At 74.4% G+C, this 17,063-nt stretch carries 16 protein-coding genes; 13 read left to right on the top strand and 3 right to left on the bottom strand.

The annotated features are described in order from the left end of the window. The first annotated feature begins 248 nt into the window (after positions 1 to 248). The 13 genes from OG329_RS03135 (at position 249) to OG329_RS03195 (ending at position 13,969) form a co-directional block, all read left to right on the top strand. The gene (locus tag OG329_RS03135; RefSeq protein WP_405792579.1) at positions 249 to 449 is read left to right on the top strand and encodes a hypothetical protein; all 201 of its coding nucleotides are present in this window, start codon (positions 249 to 251) and stop codon (positions 447 to 449) included. Continuing rightward, positions 439 to 3,357 (top strand): PEP/pyruvate-binding domain-containing protein, encoded by a 2,919-nt coding sequence (locus tag OG329_RS03140; protein WP_405792581.1) that lies wholly within the window; start codon positions 439 to 441, stop codon positions 3,355 to 3,357. Before OG329_RS03135 ends, OG329_RS03140 begins: the two co-directional genes overlap by 11 nt. Then, positions 3,354 to 4,262, top strand: coding sequence for a hypothetical protein (locus OG329_RS03145; RefSeq protein WP_405792583.1), 909 nt, complete (start codon positions 3,354 to 3,356; stop codon positions 4,260 to 4,262). The genes OG329_RS03140 and OG329_RS03145 overlap by 4 nt, the downstream gene beginning before the upstream one ends. Then, positions 4,259 to 4,984 (top strand): dTMP kinase, encoded by a 726-nt coding sequence (locus OG329_RS03150; protein WP_405792585.1) that lies wholly within the window; start codon positions 4,259 to 4,261, stop codon positions 4,982 to 4,984. The genes OG329_RS03145 and OG329_RS03150 overlap by 4 nt, the downstream gene beginning before the upstream one ends. Beyond that, entirely contained in the window at positions 4,981 to 5,913 is a 933-nt protein-coding gene (locus tag OG329_RS03155; protein ID WP_405792587.1) for a DUF6182 family protein, read from the top strand. The genes OG329_RS03150 and OG329_RS03155 overlap by 4 nt, the downstream gene beginning before the upstream one ends. After that, positions 5,910 to 6,923, top strand: coding sequence for an HIT family protein (locus OG329_RS03160; RefSeq protein WP_405792589.1), 1,014 nt, complete (start codon positions 5,910 to 5,912; stop codon positions 6,921 to 6,923). The genes OG329_RS03155 and OG329_RS03160 overlap by 4 nt, the downstream gene beginning before the upstream one ends. Next, positions 6,920 to 8,116 (top strand): hypothetical protein, encoded by a 1,197-nt coding sequence (locus OG329_RS03165; protein ID WP_405792591.1) that lies wholly within the window; start codon positions 6,920 to 6,922, stop codon positions 8,114 to 8,116. Before OG329_RS03160 ends, OG329_RS03165 begins: the two co-directional genes overlap by 4 nt. A 5-nt stretch (positions 8,117 to 8,121) precedes the next feature. Next, positions 8,122 to 9,468: an AfsA-related hotdog domain-containing protein gene (locus OG329_RS03170; RefSeq protein ID WP_405792593.1), complete on the top strand. Its 1,347-nt coding sequence runs from the start codon at positions 8,122 to 8,124 to the stop codon at positions 9,466 to 9,468. After that, a complete protein-coding gene (locus OG329_RS03175; RefSeq protein WP_405792594.1) occupies positions 9,414 to 10,541 on the top strand; it encodes a beta-ketoacyl-ACP synthase III in 1,128 nt (375 codons plus the stop codon). Before OG329_RS03170 ends, OG329_RS03175 begins: the two co-directional genes overlap by 55 nt. 11 nt (positions 10,542 to 10,552) lie before the next feature. Further along, the gene (locus OG329_RS03180) at positions 10,553 to 10,804 is read left to right on the top strand and encodes an acyl carrier protein (RefSeq protein ID WP_405792596.1); all 252 of its coding nucleotides are present in this window, start codon (positions 10,553 to 10,555) and stop codon (positions 10,802 to 10,804) included. Next, positions 10,804 to 12,039 carry a beta-ketoacyl-[acyl-carrier-protein] synthase family protein gene (locus tag OG329_RS03185; protein WP_405792597.1) on the top strand — a complete coding sequence of 412 codons (1,236 nt, stop codon included), beginning with the start codon at positions 10,804 to 10,806 and terminating at the stop codon, positions 12,037 to 12,039. Before OG329_RS03180 ends, OG329_RS03185 begins: the two co-directional genes overlap by 1 nt. 137 nt (positions 12,040 to 12,176) lie before the next feature. Next, complete coding sequence (locus OG329_RS03190) at positions 12,177 to 12,875, top strand: HAD family hydrolase (RefSeq protein WP_405792599.1); 699 nt, start codon at positions 12,177 to 12,179, stop codon at positions 12,873 to 12,875. Further along, positions 12,872 to 13,969, top strand: coding sequence for an aldo/keto reductase (locus OG329_RS03195; RefSeq protein WP_405792601.1), 1,098 nt, complete (start codon positions 12,872 to 12,874; stop codon positions 13,967 to 13,969). Before OG329_RS03190 ends, OG329_RS03195 begins: the two co-directional genes overlap by 4 nt. A gap of 115 nt (positions 13,970 to 14,084) precedes the next feature. Here the strand turns inward: OG329_RS03195 and OG329_RS03200 are convergent, their stop codons facing one another. From OG329_RS03200 to rbsK, 3 genes are read right to left on the bottom strand one after another with little or no spacing between them, the layout of a single operon-like run. After that, positions 14,085 to 14,921: an HpcH/HpaI aldolase/citrate lyase family protein gene (locus tag OG329_RS03200; RefSeq protein ID WP_405792602.1), complete on the bottom strand. Its 837-nt coding sequence runs from the start codon at positions 14,919 to 14,921 to the stop codon at positions 14,085 to 14,087. Beyond that, the gene (locus tag OG329_RS03205) at positions 14,918 to 16,129 is read right to left on the bottom strand and encodes a CaiB/BaiF CoA transferase family protein (protein WP_405792604.1); all 1,212 of its coding nucleotides are present in this window, start codon (positions 16,127 to 16,129) and stop codon (positions 14,918 to 14,920) included. Before OG329_RS03205 ends, OG329_RS03200 begins: the two co-directional genes overlap by 4 nt. 18 nt (positions 16,130 to 16,147) lie before the next feature. After that, positions 16,148 to 17,062, bottom strand: coding sequence for a ribokinase (gene rbsK / locus OG329_RS03210; protein WP_405801625.1), 915 nt, complete (start codon positions 17,060 to 17,062; stop codon positions 16,148 to 16,150). Position 17,063: the final 1 nt, after the last annotated feature.

A 17,063-nucleotide genomic window follows, 5' to 3' on the forward strand; every position in this document is an offset into this window, starting at 1 on the left:
CCCGATCAGCGCTCGCGCCCGCACCCGCGCCCGCGCCTGCGCGAAGAGGAGCGCGCGCCAACTCCGGCCGGTGTACGGCTTCCCGGGAGCGGGCGCGTTCGACGGGCGTGGGGCGTCGGCGTCGGGCGTCGGGCGTCGGGCGTCGGGCGTCACAACCCGATGGCGGGCACCGTCTTCCGTCCCAGAACCCCACAATCGGAACCACTCGTCTAGGGCTTTGCCGTGACCGGGTGTGGGAGTACTGGAGCATGCCCAGTCTCCAGATGACGTCGCCCCAGGTCAGCGCCGAGGAGTTCGGCGACATCGACGACGCGCCGCCACGTCCGGAGCGGCGCACGAAAGAACACGGGACGCCCAACCATCCGGTCGCGCGCACCCTGCGCACCACCGGAATCCCCGAGCGGACAGCCGGTCAGGAAGCCACCGGGCGAGGTGCCCATGACGACTGAGCGCAGCTCCGCACGGCTCGTCACGGGCGGGCCGGACCTCACCGATCCGGAGCAGGTCGGGCACAAGTTCGCCCGGCAGGCGCTGCTGTCGGCCGCCGGGTTCCCGGTGCCGCCCCTGGCCTGTGTGCCGGCCGCGGTCTTCGACGCGGTGGTCGGGCCCATGGTCGCGGCGGCGACGGCCCCGGCAGCGGTTCCGGTCGCGGACCATGACCGCGGCGCAGGGGCCGGTGACAGCGGCAGGACCGTCCCGCGGACCGGTCCGAAGGACGCCGCGGCCGTGGCCGCCGAGCTGCGCCGGCGCATCCGGGGTCTCGCGTTGTCCACCGAACTGGCGGGCGCTCTCGGCGGCGTGTTCGACCGGCTCGCCGGCCCGGACGCTCTGGTCGCGGTGCGCGCCTGTGTCGTCCCGCGCCCGGGTGACCCGTCGGGCGGCGAGGACGGCGACCAGGATCCGTTCGCGGGTCTCAGCGACAGCTACCTCTACGTGCGCGGGGAGCAGGTGGCCGCGCGGGTCGCGGAGTGCTGGGCGTCGGCGTTCAACGCCGAGGCGGTCGCCTACCGGATCCGGCGGAACCTGGACCCGCTGAACGCGCGGGTGGCGGTGGGCGTGCAGCGGATGGCCATGGGGACCCGGTCCTTCGTGGCGTTCACCCGGGACCCGCGCGACGGCTCGGCGCGCTGTGTCCTCGCCGCGGCGCACGGCATCGGCGAGGGCGTCGTCCAGGAGAAGGCCGACGTCGACCACTTCTTCATCGACCGGGCGTCCGGTCGCATCACGTCCGACGTCGTCGTCAAGTCCCGTGCGGTCGGCTTCGATCCGGACCGGCCCGCCGACGGTCCCGTCGCGCTGCGCATCCCGCGGGAACTGGCCGAGCCACCGGTGCTGACCGACGCCGAGGTGAAGGAGATCACCGACCTGGCGCTGCGCGTCGAGGGGCATTTCGGCCGGCCGCAGGACATCGAGGGCACCCTCACCGCCGACGGGGCGGTGCATCTGGTGCAGGCACGTCCGGCGACGGCGCAGGCTCCCGCCGCCCCGGCGCGCCGATCGGCGCGGACGGCGTCCGGTTCGCACACCACCGTGTGGGACAACAGCAACATCACCGAGAGCTTCCCCGGCGTCAGTTCGGCCCTCACGTTCTCCGTGGCGCATCGCCTGTACGAGGTGGGCTTCGGCGACCTCTACCGGCGGATGGGCGTACCGGCCAGGACACTGCGGCGGAACCGGTCGCTGCTGGCCGAGATGATCGGCCACCTCGACGGCCGGGTGTACTACCGGCTCGACTCCTGGTACCGGCTGCACGCCCAGATGCGCTGCTTCCGCCCGCTGTGGTCGACGTGGGAGCAGTCGCTGGGCCTGGCGGGCCGAAGCCGGGACCGTGTACGAGGCCGGGACCGGGACCAGGAGCGGGACCGGGACCGGGACCGGGAGCGGAAGGACGGGCTGCGCCCCGCGAACCTGGCGCACATCGCCGAGATCGTCGGCCGGCTGGCGATGCATCCCGTACGGGTGCGCGCCTTCCTGCGCTGGTGGGACGGCTGCCACGAAGAGTTGGCCGGGGCGGGGCGGTTGGCGCCGGACGAGGCGGTGGCGGCGTACCGCGCCCTGTGGGAGGAGGTCGCCAGGCGCTGGGGAGTCACGCTCGTCAACGGCGTGTTCCTGTTCACCGCGACCCTGGTCACCGACCGCCTTCTGAAACGGTGGGTGCCACGGGCCGACCGCGCCCTGCTCAACGGCATGCTGGTAGGAGGCCCCGACAACCGCTCGGCCGCGGCGCTCCATTCGCTGCTCGCCGCGGCCGAGATCGGCGCGGCCTCCCCCGCCCTGCGCGCGGCCCTCCTCGCCGACACCCCGGTCGAGTCGCTATGGGCCGAACTCACCGCCGAACCCACCGCCGAACCCACCGCCCCGGACGACGGCCCCGCCCGCGCCGCCTTCGCCACCGCCCTGCACGAGCACGTCCGTCGCCACGGCGACCGCGGCCCGCACGACCTGAAGCTGGAGTCCGTCACCCCGCGCATGCGGCCGTGGACCGTGCTGCACGACGTGCGGGCGTACGTCCGGCAAGGGCTGACCGTCGCGGGTGTGCGGGAGGGCGCGCTTCGGGTCCGGGAGCGGGCACAGGCGCAGTTGCGGGCCGACTGCCGCAATCCGCTCAAGCGCGCCGTGCTGACCACAAGCTTCGCCGCGATGCGGAGCCTGCTCAAGGTCCGTGAGGACACCCGCTTCTGCCGCACCCAGCTCTTCGGCGACAGCCGCGCGCTGCTGCTCGGGATCGGCGCCGAACTCGCCGCCGCCGGATGCCTGGACGAGCCTCGGGACGTGCTCGACCTGACCGCGGACGACGTGCTCGGCGCGTTCGACGGCACCCTGGCGGGAGCCGACTTGCGCGGCCTGGCGGCCGTACGCGCGGCCGAGCGGGACCGCTGGACCCGCCTGCCGGCGCTGCCCGCCCGGCTGGAGACCGACCCCGGCGTGCCGCTGGCCGCCGCGCTGGCCGCCCACCGGGCCGGTCCGGTGGGCGGCGCCACGCGGCCCGCGGCCCCGCCGCCGCCCGAGTCGGCCGGGCACGCGACCGTACTGCGCGGGCTCGCCTCCAGCGCGGGGACCGTACGCGGCCGGGCGAAGGTGGTGCTCGACCCGACGGTCACCGCCGAGGAGTGCGAGGGCCGGATCCTGGTGGCCCGGGAGACCGACCCCGGCTGGCTTTCCCTGATGATGTCGGCCAGGGCGCTCGTCGTGGAGCGCGGGACATTGCTGTCGCACACGGCCATCACCGGCCGGCTGCTGGGCATCCCGACCGCGGTCGCGGTGCGCGACGCGACCGCGCTGATCGCCGACGGCAGACCCGTGGAGGTCGACGGCCGCGCGGGCACCGTCCGCCTGCTGGACGAGGAGCCGTCGTGATCGGCCGCTGGGGCCGATACGCCCTGATCGCGTATCCGCTGCGCGTCCAGCTCCCGTTCACGGTCGCCTGGGCGGTCGGGCTGACCGCGCTGTTCGCCGGCGTGACCGGAGCGGTCGACCGGTGGCGTCCGGGGTCCGGGCTCGCGGTCACCACGATCACCCTCGTCGTCGGCATGCTCCTGATGCGGGCCCTGGACGACATCCGCGATCAGGACTACGACCGCGCCCACCACCCCGAACGCCCGCTGCCCGCAGGGGTCGTACGGGAACGCGACCTGATGGCGCTCGCCGCCGTCGGCGCGGCGTTCCTGCTGCTGCTCAACGCGGGCCGCGGGGTGGCCGCCCTGGCGCTGCTGGTGGTGTTCGGCTACACCGCCGCGGTCATCGCCGCCGACCGGCTGGCGGGCTGGCCCGACGCCGAGCGGCCGGCGCTGCACCTGGCCGTCAACCTGCCGATCCAGACGCTGATCAGCCTGTACGTGTACGCCGGTTTCCTGCGCGCCGAGCACGGGCACCCGACGGTGCCCGGCCTGCTCTCCGTGGTCGTGGCGACGCTCGGCGGACTCTGCCTCGAACTGGGCCGCAAGACCACCCGCACCCCGCGCCCCGGGGAGCGCACCTACGTCACCGCGCTCGGCCCGTCCGGCACGTCGCTGACCGCGCTCGGCTGCGCTGTGGCGGCCGCCGGACTGGCGCTGGCGCTGCTACGGCCGTGGGATCCGGGCTCGCCCGGCCACGGGGCGGGCTGGCTGGTGCTCGCGCCCTGCGCGCTGCCCGCCGCCGCGGCGGCCAGGTTCGCCGCCGGGTCGCCGAACTGGCCGGTGACGCTCACCCGGTCCTACGTACCGGCGATGTACGCGAGCTTCCTCGCGGTGTGCTGGATCAGCAAGGGAGGGCCGGCATGACCCGGTACGAACGCCCAGGCGCGCACGCGGAACGAAACGCCCCGGCCGGATCGGGCGGATCGGGCGGATCGGCCGGCCCGATCGGCCCGATCGGCCCCGACTTCTGGACCCTGCTCGGCCCGGACTTCGCCGGCAAGTCCACGCTGCTCGGCCGACTGCACGACGTCCACGGCTGGCACGTCATCTCGTACGACGACCGCTATCTCGACGGGTACCCGCTGATAAGGGAACTGCGCAGGAACTGGGTCGACGACGCCTTCGCGTGGACCGGGCGCCGCTACAGCGCCGAGCTGGTGCTCTCCGTGCTGCACCCGATCGTGCTGCATCTGCGCGACGAGCTGGCCAGGGCGGCCGGGCGGGACCGGGTGATCGTCGACTCGTACTACTACAAGCTGCTCGCCAAGTGCCGACTGTTCGGGGTGGACCATCCACCGCTGTTCGACTACTGGCGGTCCTTCGGGCAGCCGCGCGGGGTGCTGTATCTGGACCTGCCGCCGGAGGACGCCTGGCTGCGCAGTGGCCGGGGTGCGACGCTCAACGCCTTCGAGCACCACGGCACGCCGGCCGGTCGCACGGGCTTCGTCCGGTTGCAGTCGGAGCTGCGCACCGCGGTGCTGGCCGAGGTCGAACGGCTGCCGCTCACCGTCATCGACGCGACCGAGCCGCCGGAGTCGGTCGTGGCCGAGGTGCTGGCCTGTCTCGGCATGGCGGTGGCGCGATGAGAGTGCCCGCGAGGACCGAGTCCGGCCGCCCGGGCACGAACGGGATCCGGCCGGCCAGGACCACGACGGACGAGGTCCGCTCGGGCGGCACCGCGGCAGGCGGCGCGCGGCTCGGCGCGGCGGAACCGGCCGCCGCCGAACCTCCGCAGCAGCGGCTCGCGGAGCTGTTCGCCGCACGCGCCCTACGGGTGGGCCGCGAGCCCGTCACCGGTCCCGCGCCGGACGGGGCCGCGGAGAGCCCGGTCCTGGTGCTGCTGCGCAACCTGGACCTGGCCGGACTGGTCGACGGCGTACGGCGGTTCGCCGTCGGTCTGGGCCCGGCCGAGGCCGCGGACTGGGAGCGGTCGTGGACGCTGACCCGTTTCCTGTTCGGCAATCCCGCGAACCTCGCCGGGCGGCTGCCGGTGCGTGCGGTCGCCCCCGGCGGGACCGCGGCCTGGCTCGGGCCGTTCCCGGGGGGCCGGCTGCCCGGTGCCTCCCGGCTGCTGAAGCCCGTGCGGGGACGGCTCCCGCGGCTGCCCGCGACGGTCGTCTGCCCGCCGGCCACCGCGGACTCCCTCGCGCCGGGCCGGACTTCGGCCCATGGCGACGCCGCAGGACCGGAGCGGCCCGCGGGTTCCTGGGCACCTCCGGCGGTCCGATTCGGTTCGGCGCCCCTTGTCCCAGGCGCCGGCAGTCGCCGCCTGTACGTCGCGGTGCGCGGCCTCGGGCTCGTGGAGTACCTGGTCCATCTGCACCACACCCTCGCCGAGGCGGTCCTCCTCGGCCAACTGGGACCCCACGAGTGTTTCGTGCTGACGCACTGTCAGGACATCTCCGCCGAGACGGCGGCAAGGGAGCCGGGCTACGCCCGCGTGCACTTCAGCGACGGCGACCCGGACCGGCTCCGCCTCTACACCTGGCTCGACCCGAAGGAAGTGAATCCGTGAACACGCCCGATCTCACCGAGAGCGGCCCGGCCGCCTCCGTCTCCCCCGCCGCTTCCCACGCGAACGCCGCCGGCGGATACCTCGGCCCCGCCGCGCCCGGTGCCGAAGCGCCCGCTTTCACCGACGCCGACCTGGCACGGCTGCGACTGTCCTCGCGGCTGCGCGATCTGTCGGAGTCGCTGCGCGTCGCGGTCGCCGCGCAGGACGGCGCGGCCGGCGGGAGCCCCGACGGCGGCAGCGACCTGGCCGCGCACCTGTGGGACCTGATGTCCGGCGAGCACCGCGAGGTGCAGACGGCGCTGGTCGGCTATGCGCGCAGCCGTGGCAGCTCCTGGCCGCAGATCGCCGAACTCACCGGCGCCGACAGCCCGGAGGAGGCCGAGCGGCGCTGGTCGTACGCGACCACCACGGCCGCGAAGTCCGCCACCGGCCCCGCGGACGCCGCCGCCCTCACCGCCGGCCTCGACGCGTGGTACGTGCTGCACGCCCAGCTCGAACCGCTCGCCCGGGTCCGCGACCCGTTCAGCCGGCTGCTGGCCGGCCGCACCGCGCAGGAGCCGAACTGCCTGATCTGCGCCAAGTACGACGACCGTCCGGTGCCGGCCTGGGCGGGCTATCCGGCGCCGCCCGGCGGCCACCTGGTGGACGACGGCATGTGGCGGGTCGGGCACGGGCCCACGCCGTACTGGCCCGCGGGCACGCTGCTGATCGAGTCGCGCCGCCACTTCCTCGACTACGCCGACTTCACGCCCGGTGAGGCCGCCGCGATCGGCCCCATGATCCAGCGGTTCACCAACCCTCTGAAGGTGGCCACCGGCGCGTCCCGGATCCACGTCTTCTCCTGCATGGAGGGCACCGGACACTTCCATCTGTGGATGGTGCCGCGGACCGAGGGCGGGACGGCGGGCAGGACCTTCATCGGCAGCCCCGGTTACTGCACCCCGGTGGAGGCCGAGGCCGTGGTGCACCAGGTGCGCGCGCTGCTGGCGGACCCGGGACGGGCCGCATGACCACCGACGCGACCACGGCGGCGCCGCGGATCCTGCTGGCGCCGGTCACCGTGAGCCCCACCAAACCGCTGACGCCGACCCATCTGAAGTATCTGGTCTCGCTGGACGTGCTGTACCGCGCCACCAGCACCTTCGCCGAGGTCACCTTCCTCTACGACCACACCGCGTACGTGGGAAGCCGTCAGGTGGCGGGCTTCTGGGCGTATCTCGAGGGGCTCGGCGAGGACCCGGAACCGGGCTACGCGCGGATGACCGAGGAGGACATCGGCGAGCTGTACGCGGCCTACCACCGTGCCGGGCCGGCGGCGCGGGACGCCGCACCGGCGACCGCGTCCGGCGCGCGGCCGGCCCGGCGGCCCGGCGGGATGCACCCGGTGAGCGCCCGGCTGCTCGACCTGTGGGAGGAGCACTACCGGCTGCTGGGCATGTGCGACCCGCGGCTGGGCCGCGGCGGTCCCACGCCGGCGGCCGAGGACGAGGTGCTGGGGCTGCTGGCCGACCGCGACCTGTGCATCGACGCACGGGAGCTGGGCGCCCCGGTCTACCTCGACGCGACGACCGCCGGCCTGCCGCTGCGCACCCTCAGCGACGCCGAGGGGCAGGCCAACTACCTGCTCCTGCTGCTGCGTCAACTGCTGCCGCTGATCGGCGGTCATGACGTCGTGGTGCTCGCCCACGACGTCGAACTGCGCACCGACTACCGCACCGTCGCGCATGTGCTGAGCGCGCTCGGCGCGCGGGTGGTGCGCTACGAGGTGCCGCGCGTGCCGGTCGAAGGCAGCGTCCGCCCGACCCGCTACGGCGGCTGGCAGGGCTACACCCTGGGGGCGTTCTCCGGGCCGCTGGTCGAGGAGTTCGGCGCCGACGTCTTCCGGCTCGGCCTGCGGCTGTACCTGATCGCAGGACTCGGCCGCACCGCGCCGCAGTCGTTCTCCCACGACCACCTGCGGCGCTGGATGCGCCGGGCGCGGCGGCTGCTCGACCGGCACAGCGGCGGTGTGCCGCTGCCCGCCGACATGACGGCCGCCGCCGGCTATCTCGCGGCCCGCGCCGGGCGCCGCCGCTTCGCGGACCCGTACCAGGTGAGCTGCGCGCTGGTCGGCCCCAACCCCGCGGTGCCGGTGGGCGCGCTGCTGCGCATCGTGATGGGGCGGACCGAGGAGGCCGGGGTCCCCGTCGGCGCGGGGAGGTGACCGCCATGCCGCTCGCGAGCCACGGCCCGGAGGCGACGGGTGGAAGCGGGACGGATGGAAGCGGGACGGCTGCGGGGGCGACCGGCACGGGCGGGACGGGTGTCGCGGTTCCCGCGCCGCCGGCCGCGGACGCGCTGAGCTTCGCCGCGCCCTACGACCCCGCGCTGCTGCACCGGCGCAACCCCGACGAGGTGTTCCTCACCGACGTCCGCGCGCTCGGCGACCGGACGCCGCCCGAGGAGCCCGACAACGAGGAGCCGGACAACGAAGGGCCCGACAACGCGGGGCAGTACGCGGACGCGGGCCGGTACGAGCGCTTCGCCGCCGCCGCCCTGCTGCCGTCCGGCCACCCCCACTACGGCGGTCTCACCGGCCCGGCCGGCAACCGGCCCGACCCTATGCTGCTGCTGGAATGCTGCCGCCAGGCGGAGACGTACGCCGCGCACGCGCTCTTCGGCGTCGAACAAGGCGTCGGCTTCATCCTGCGCGGACTGTCCGTGCGGACGTTCCCGGACGCGCACGGCGGTCAGGGCCCGGCCGCCGACGCCCCTTCTGCCACTGCGTCAACCGCCTTGTCCGAGCGGGGAGTCGGGGCCGGTCCCGCGTCCCGGCTGGTGATGGCCTGCCAGGTGCGGGAGCCGGGGCAGCGCCGGGGTGCGGTCAGCAGCCTGGACTACACCTTCGACGTGTGGGCGGGCGCGGGGCGGATCGCCAGGATCGTGCTGCGGGTCGGGTACGCGGCGCCCCGCGTGTACGCCGCGCTCAGGGCGCGTCGGCGGGGCGGCCCGCCGCCGACTTCGCGGACGGCGCCGCCGCCGGTCGCCGGCACCCCGGTCGAGCCGTCGCTCGCGGGGCGGCTGCGGGCCACGGACTGCGTGCTGCTGGACCTGGCCACGGGGCCCGCCGCCGAGGTGACGGCGGCGCTGCGCGTCCCGGTGGAGAACGTCAGCTACTTCGACCATCCGCACGACCATGTGCCCGGCATGGTGCTGGTCGAGGCGGCCCGCCAGTTGGCCACCGCCGCGGTGGGTGTGTGGGACGCGGCGCCCGGCCGCCCGGCCGGTATGACCGCGGTGGAGGCGGAGTTCTCGCAGTACGCCGAACTCGACGCGCCCACCGTCCTGTCGGCCGTACCGCACGACGACCACGGCGCGCCGTCCCGGTCGCGCGGCATCGAGGTGGTGCTGCGTCAGGGCACGACACGGGTCGCGCGGATGCGGGTCACGACGGTCACGACGGTCGCGGTGGAAGGGACCGGCGGGGAGTCGGCCGTGCGCACCGGCGTACCGTCCGCCGTGTGCCCGTCGCCCGCGGCGACCGGGCACGCCGCGTCCTCGGAGGTGGCCAGGTGACCCGGGCCGCCGTGGTCGCGGGGCTCGGCGCGTGGACGCCTCCGACCGTGGTGACCAATGACGACCTGGCCGCGCGTCTGGACACCGACGACGCGTGGATACGGACCCGTACCGGCATCCGGCAGCGTCATGTGGTCGGGCCGGGCCAGGCGACCAGCGACCTCGCGGTCGAGGCGGGGCGGCGTGCGCTGGCCTCGGCGGGCGTCGAACGGGCCGGGCTGCTCGTGGTCGCCACCAGCACCCCCGACCAGCCGCTGCCGGCCACCGCCCCGCAGGTGGCCGACCGGCTCGGGCTGGGCACCGTACCGGCCTTCGACGTGGCCGCGGTGTGCACCGGATTCGTCTACGCGCTCGCCACCGCGACCGGACTGATCGCCGCGCAGGTCGCGGACAGCGCCCTGGTGATCGGCGCCGACTCCTTCTCCACGATCCTCGACCCGGCCGACCGGGCCACCCGGGTGCTGTTCGGCGACGGTGCCGGTGCGGTGCTGCTGCGGGCCGGCGCACCGGACGAACCGGGCGCGCTGCACGGCCTGCACCTGGGCAGCGACGGCTCGCAGCATCACCTGATCGAGCGTGCGGGCGGCGGCTCGCGGGCGCGTACCGCGGTGACCGCCGCGCGGAGGGAGGGCCAAGGGGAGGGCCACGGGGACGGGACGGCGCGCGACGGCTATCTGGCCATGCAGGGGCGCGCGGTGTTCGCGCAGGCCGTGCAGCGGACCGCCGAGTCGGTGCGGGCCACCGCGGACCGGATGCGCTGGCCGCTGGAGACGATCGACCGGCTGGTGCTGCACCAGGCCAACGCGCGGATCACCGCCGGCGTCGGGCGGCGGCTCGGCACGCCGGCCGACCGGCTGCTGTCCAACATCGACCGGGTCGGGAACACCGCCGCCGCGTCGATCCCGCTGGTGCTCGCCGACGCCGCCGCGGCGGGCGACCTGCGGCCGGGGCACCGGGTGGTGCTGGCCGGCTTCGGCGGCGGTCTCACCTGGGGCTCGGTGGGCCTGGTCTGGCCGCGGCTGCGCGGCGGACCCGTCCCGGCGGCCGGTCCCTCCGACAGTCCAGCCCACTGAGGAGCACGACGATGACGACACAGCACACGACGGTCGAACACCGCATCACCAGCGTCCTGGTCACGGAGTTCAAGGTCGACCCGGACACCATCGCCCCACAGGCCACCTTCTCCTCCTTGAAGTTCGACTCGCTGGTCCTGATCGAGCTGACGCTGGTGCTGGAGAAGGAGTTGGAGATCGCCGTCCCCGACGGCGGGCTGACCGACGACATGACCATCGGCGAGGCCGCCGCGTTCCTGACGGACCTCGGGGCCGTGCTCTGATGGCGAGGCACCCGGCGCCGTTCGGCGCCGCCATCACCGGCATCGGCCTGCTGACCCCGGCCGGAATCGGCGTCGGCGCGAACTGGAAGCGCCTCGCCTCGGGGGTGTCGTGCGCCACCACCGACGAGGCGCTCGCCGGCGCGCCGGTCGACTTCAGTTGCCGGGTGCCGGGCTTCGAGGCGGACGCCCTGCTGGGCGGGTTCGAGGCACGCCAGCTCGCCCGGTTCGTCCAACTGGCGGTGGTCGCGGCCCGGCAGGCGCTGGCCGACGCCGGCCTCGACCCGGCGTGCTGGGACGGCGGCCGGGTGGGCGTCGTGCTGGGCAACTCACTCGGCGGGCTGTCCGCCGTGGAGGCTCAGCAGGAGGTGCTGCGCACGTCGGGGGCTCGTCGGGTGTCCCCGCTGACGATCCCGATGTCCATGGTGAACATGGCGGCCGGCTACGTCGCGATCGACGTCGGCGCGACCGGGCCCAGCCTGGTCACCGCGACCGCCTGCGCCTCGGGGGCGACGGCGATCGGAACGGCGCGGGAACTGCTGCGCTCCGGTGCCTGCGACGTCGTACTGGCCGGCGGCACCGAGTCCGCGCTCACCCCGCTCGCCCTGGCCGGTCTCGGCAGTATGGGCGCGCTGTCCGGCCGCGGCGGCGAACCCGGCGCGGCTTCCCGCCCGTTCGACGCCGCGCGCGACGGATTCGTCGCCGCGGAGGGCGCGGCCGTGCTGGTGCTGGAGCGGGTCGCGGCCGCCACGGCCCGCGGCGGCCGGGTGCACGCGGTGATCCGCGGCTACGGCGCCGCCACCGACGCCCACCACGCCACCGCGCCCGACCCGGAGGGCCGCGGCGTCGAGCGCGCCCTGCGCACCGCCCTGGCCGACGCCGGCCTCGGCCCGTCGGAGGTGGACCACGTCAACGCGCACGGCACGTCGACGCCGCTGGGCGACGTGATCGAGGCGCGGATGCTGCGCCGGGTGCTCGGCACCCGTCCGGTGGTCACCTCGACGAAGGGCGTAACCGGCCATGCGCTCGCGGCCTCCGGCGCCATGGAGGCCGCGTACACCGCGCTCGCCCTCGCCCACCGCAGTGTGCCGCCCACGGCGAACCTGACCGAGCTGGATCCGCGCGTGGAGCTCGACGTGGTGACCGGCGAGCCGCGGGCCGCGCCGATCGACGTGGGCGTCAGCACCTCGCTCGGGTTCGGCGGGCACAACGCCGCGCTGGTCCTGACCGCCGGCTGACCCGATCCCTCACCCCCGACCGCACCGCCCCCTGTTCCGCCCGTGCACGCACCTTCCTTCGCCCGGTCCACCGCCACCGCCACCGCCACCGCCACCGCCACCGCCACCGCCTCACCTCACCACAACGGAGAACCGTCATGCTTCAGCAGATCCGGCTCGTCGCCCTGGACACCGACGGTGTCCTGATCAACGACACCTACAGCCCCGTCATCGAGCGCTTCGTCACCATGCACGGCGGCACGTACACCGCCGAGGTGGAACGGAGTGTCTGGGGCTCGCCGCAGCTCGCGGCCGGACAGAACATGGCGCTGGCGTGCCGGCTGCCGTGGACCGCGCGGGAGACCATCGACGCGTTCTTCCGCGAGCGCGACGCCTACCTCCAGGACCATCCGGTCGAGGTCCTGGACGGCGCGGAGCAACTGCTGAACACGCTGCGGGAGGCGGGGGTGCGGGTGGTCTGCTACGGCGGCCGCAACCGTGAATACACCTTCGACCGCCATCTCGGCCACCTGGCACGGTACTTCGACGCCGAGATCCCGTACGTCGACGTCAACGGCTTCCGGCCGGGCACGAAGGAGATCGTGCGGGAGATCTTCGACTACCGGTTCGACGAGTGCGTCTTCGTGGACGACATCAACCGGGTCGCCGAGGTCGCCAACGCGCTCGACACCGGGTTCATCGGCGTGCCCGCCTCGATGCCGCACAACTTCCAGCGGCCCGAGATGGAGGCCACGGGCGTACGGCACATGGTCGACGACATCCGGCAGATCGACGGCGAGTTGCTGGCCACGATCGACAAGGAGCTTGTGGCGGGCACCCATTGGAGCGACCGGTGACCGCGGCCGATGACGCCGCGACGGTGCCTTCCGGCCCGCTGCCCACGCTCTCGCTCGGCGCGAAGGGACCGCGGGTCGGCGCCCAGGGGCTCGGCTGCATGGGGATGAGCGAGTTCTACGGGCCGGCCGACACCGCCGAGTCGCTGCGCACGCTGGACAGCGCGCTGGAGCACGGCGTGACGCTGTTCGACACCGCCGACGCGTACGGCACAGGTCACAACGAGGAGCTGATCGGCACCTTCCTGCGAGCGAACCGTGAACGCGCCCTGGTCTCCACCAAGTTCGGGCTGGTGCGGCGGCCGAAGGACCCGGCGTACCGGCGGATCGACAACTCCCCCGGCCATCTGCGCCGGGCGGTGGAGGCGAGCCTGCGGCGGCTGGGCGTGGAGCGCATCGACCTGTACTTCGCGCACCGGCTCGACCCGGGCACGCCGGTCGCGGAGACGGTGGGCGCGATGGCGGCGCTGGTCGCCGAGGGCAAGGTGGGGTATCTCGGCCTGTCGGAGGTCACCGCACGGCAGTTGCGCGCCGCCCACCAGGTGCATCCGATCGCGGCGGTGCAGTCGGAGTGGTCGCTGTTCTCCCGCGACATCGAGGCAGAGGTGGTGCCGGCCGCCGCGGAACTCGGCATCGCGCTCATGCCGTACGCCCCGCTGGGCCGCGGGTTCCTCGCGGGGGCGTTCAGCGACGCGCAGGAGCTGACCGAGGGCGACTTCCGGCGCCGCGCCGAACGCTTCACCGGCGCGAACGCCCGGCACAACGCCGCGCTCCTCGCCCCGCTGCGGGCGGTCGCGGCGGCGCACGGCGCGACGACGGCCCAGGTCGCGCTGGCCTGGGTGCACCACAGGGGCCCCGTGCACCATCTGCCGGTGGTGCCCATCCCCGGCACCCGCAGCCGCGCCCGGCTGGCCGAGAACGTCGCGGCCGTCGCACTGTCCCTCTCCCCCGCGGAACTGACCGCGCTGGACGCCATCGGGCCGCGGGTGGCGGGCAGCCCGGCGATCGGCCTCGCCTTCCGCGCGGCGACGGACGGCCGAGCGGGGAGCGGGCCTCGTTCCCGGCAACACTCCAGCGGTCTCAACGAATCGGCGTGACCCTGACGGCCCCGACGTACGCCCACGTCACGTGTCTGTCGGGTTCGCGTACGCCGCGTACCTCGCCGTGCCCGGTGGCCGCGATCACCGGGCAGTCGGACGGTGCCCGGTGAGGTCAGCCCGGCCGGCGTTCCGCCAGTGCCAGTGTCCGTCGTGCGCCGGCGACGACGGCCGCGTCCACGAAGCGGCCGTCGGGGAGGGCCAGGGCGCCCGCGTCTGTCGCCGCCGCCTGGACGATGTCGTGCGCCGCCGCGACCTCGTCGGGACCCGGGCGGTACGCCTCCTCGATCACCCGGAGCTGACGCGGGTGGATCGCGGTACGGCCGAAGAAGCCCAGGGCGCGGCCCTCGGCGCAGGAGCGGACCAGCCCCTCGGTGTCGCGCACGTCCGGGTACACCGACTGCGGCGGGGGCGGCAGTCGCGCCGCCCGTGCCGCGACCACCGCCCGGCCGCGCGGCCAGGCGAGACCCGCCGCGTCCGTGACGCCGAGTTCGGCGCGCAGATCCGCCTCGCCCAGGGCGATGCCGTGCACGGCGGGATGGCGGGCGACGTCGTAGGCGCTCTCGATGGCGAGGGCCGATTCCAACAGGGCGTACAGGGCCGGTGCTTCGGATGTTTCGCAGGCCGCCCAGGCCAGGGCCCGAGCGATGTCGTCCGTGCTGTCGACCTTCGGCAGGCGCAGCGCGCCCAGGCCCGGCAGCGGGGTGAGGCGGCGCACCTCCTTCTCGGCGAGCGTGCCGGTCAGAGCGTTGATCCGTACGTGGACCGGCACCTCGTGCTCGGCGGCCAGGAGTTCGGCGGTCGCGTCGAGTGCGTATGCCTTGCGGTCGGGGGCGACCGCGTCCTCCAGGTCGACGAGCACCACGTCGGCCCCGGAGCCGAGGGCCTTGACGACGACTTCGGGGCGGTCCCCGGGAACGTACAGCCAGGTCAGATACGTGTGGTCCGTCATACCGCACCCGCTTCGCGCAACGTCGCGATCTCCGTCTCGCTCACGCCGAGACCGGTGAGGACCGCGTCCGTGTCGGCGCCGTGCGGGCGGCCCGTCCACTTGATGGAGCCGGGGGTCTCGGAGAGACGGAAGAGAACGTTCTGCATCTTCACCGTGCCGAAGTCCGGGTCGGGGAGTTCGGTGATCGAGTCGAGCGCCCGGTACTGCTCGTCGGCCATCACATCGCGAATGTCGTAGACCGGGGCGATGGCGGCCTGTGCCTTCTCGAAGGCCGTGACGACCTCGTCACGGGTGTGCGCCGCGATCCACGAACCGACCGCCTCGTCCAGCTCGTCGGCGTGCGCGGCACGGCCCGAGCCGGTGGCGAACCAGTCCTCCTCGATGAACTCGGGCCTGCCGACGAGGCTCATCACACGCTCCGCGATCGACTGCGCGGAGGTCGAGACCGCGACCCACTTGTCGTCGCCGGTGCGGTAGGTGTTGCGCGGCGCGTTGTTCGTGGAGCGATTGCCCGTACGGGGCTGCACATAGCCGAGCTGGTCGTACCAGATGGGCTGCGGGCCGAGGATCGTCAGCATCGGCTCGATGATCGCCATGTCGACAACCTGGCCGCGGCCCGTAGCGTCACGACCGCGCAGGGCGGCCATCACCGCGTACGACGTGGAGAGCGCGGCGATCGAGTCGGCGAGGCCGAACGGCGGCAGCGTCGGAGGACCGTCCGGCTGACCGGTGATCGCCGCGAAGCCGCTCATCGCCTCGGCGAGCGTGCCGAATCCCGGTCGCCGCGAGTACGGGCCGAACTGGCCGAAGCCGGTGACGCGGGCCAGCACGAGGCGGGGGTTGGCGGCGGACAGCTCGTCCCAGCCGAGGTTCCACTTCTCCAGGGTGCCGGGGCGGAAGTTCTCGATCACGACGTCGGACTCCGCGACCAGTTTGAGGAGCACATCCCGGCCGCCGGGGGTGGAGAGGTCGAGCGTGATGTTCCGCTTGTTGCGCCCCAGCAGCTTCCACCACAGGCCGATACCGTCCTTCGACGGGCCATGGCCCCGGGACGGATCGGGCTTGCGAGGGTGTTCCACCTTGATCACCTCGGCGCCGAAGTCACCGAGCATCGTGGCACACAGGGGGCCGGCGAAGAGCGTTGCCAGATCGAGGACGCGCAGGCCCTTCAACGGGCCTTCGTGCGGGGTGGGAGAGGTGTCGTTCATCGTGTCTCCTGAGACGCTTCAGCGGTTGGCGGTGTCTTGCGGCGGATTGCGGAACGCGTCGATCTCGGCCCGCGTGGGCATGGAGGACGAGGCGCCGGGGCGCTGCACCGCGAGCGCCGAGGCTGCCGAGGCCCAGGCCATGGCCTGCGGCATGGGGCGTCCCATGCCGTACGCCACGGTGAGCGCGCCCACGAACGTGTCGCCGGCCGCCGTCGTGTCCACCGCGGTGACGGGCAGGGCCGGGACGGTGACGGGGGCCGCGTCGCGGGTGGCGTAGAGGCTGCCCCGCGCACCGAGCGTGATGAGTACTTCGGGGACCCGCGCGAGCAGCAGGCGCGCCGCCTCGTACGGGTCGGCGGTCCCGGTGAGGGCCGCCGCCTCGTGCTCGTTGGGCACCAGCAGGTCGGTGAGGGAGAGGAGTTCGGCCGGGAGCTGCTGGGCGGGGGCCGGGGTGAGGACGGTGCGGACCGCGTGCGTACGAGCCGCCCGGGCGCCCGCGAGCACGCCCTCCATGGGTAGTTCGAGTTGCAGGAGGAGCGCGTCGGACGCGGCGATGCGTTCCTCGTCGCCGGTGGCGAGTGCGGTGACCGTGCCGTTCGCTCCGGGCACGACGACGATCGCGTTGCCGCCGTCGTCGTCCACCACGATGTGTGCGGTGCCGCTCGGGCCGGGGACGGTGCGCAGGCCGGTGGTGTCCACTCCGGCGTCGGCGAGGGTCCGGCGCATACGCCCGCCGAAGTCGTCGTCACCGACCGCCCCGATCAGGGCCACGGTGCCGCCCGCGCGGGACGCGGCGATCGCCTGGTTGGCACCCTTGCCGCCGGGGACCGTGCGGAACTCGCGCCCGGTGACCGTCTCGCCGCGCAGCGGGGCCTTCGGTACGTAGGCGATCAGGTCCATGTTGGCCGAGCCGAGGACGGTCAGGTGTGTCAGG

It is taken from the genome of Streptomyces sp. NBC_01506 (assembly GCF_045040295.1).
Lineage (GTDB): Bacteria > Actinomycetota > Actinomycetes > Streptomycetales > Streptomycetaceae > Streptomyces.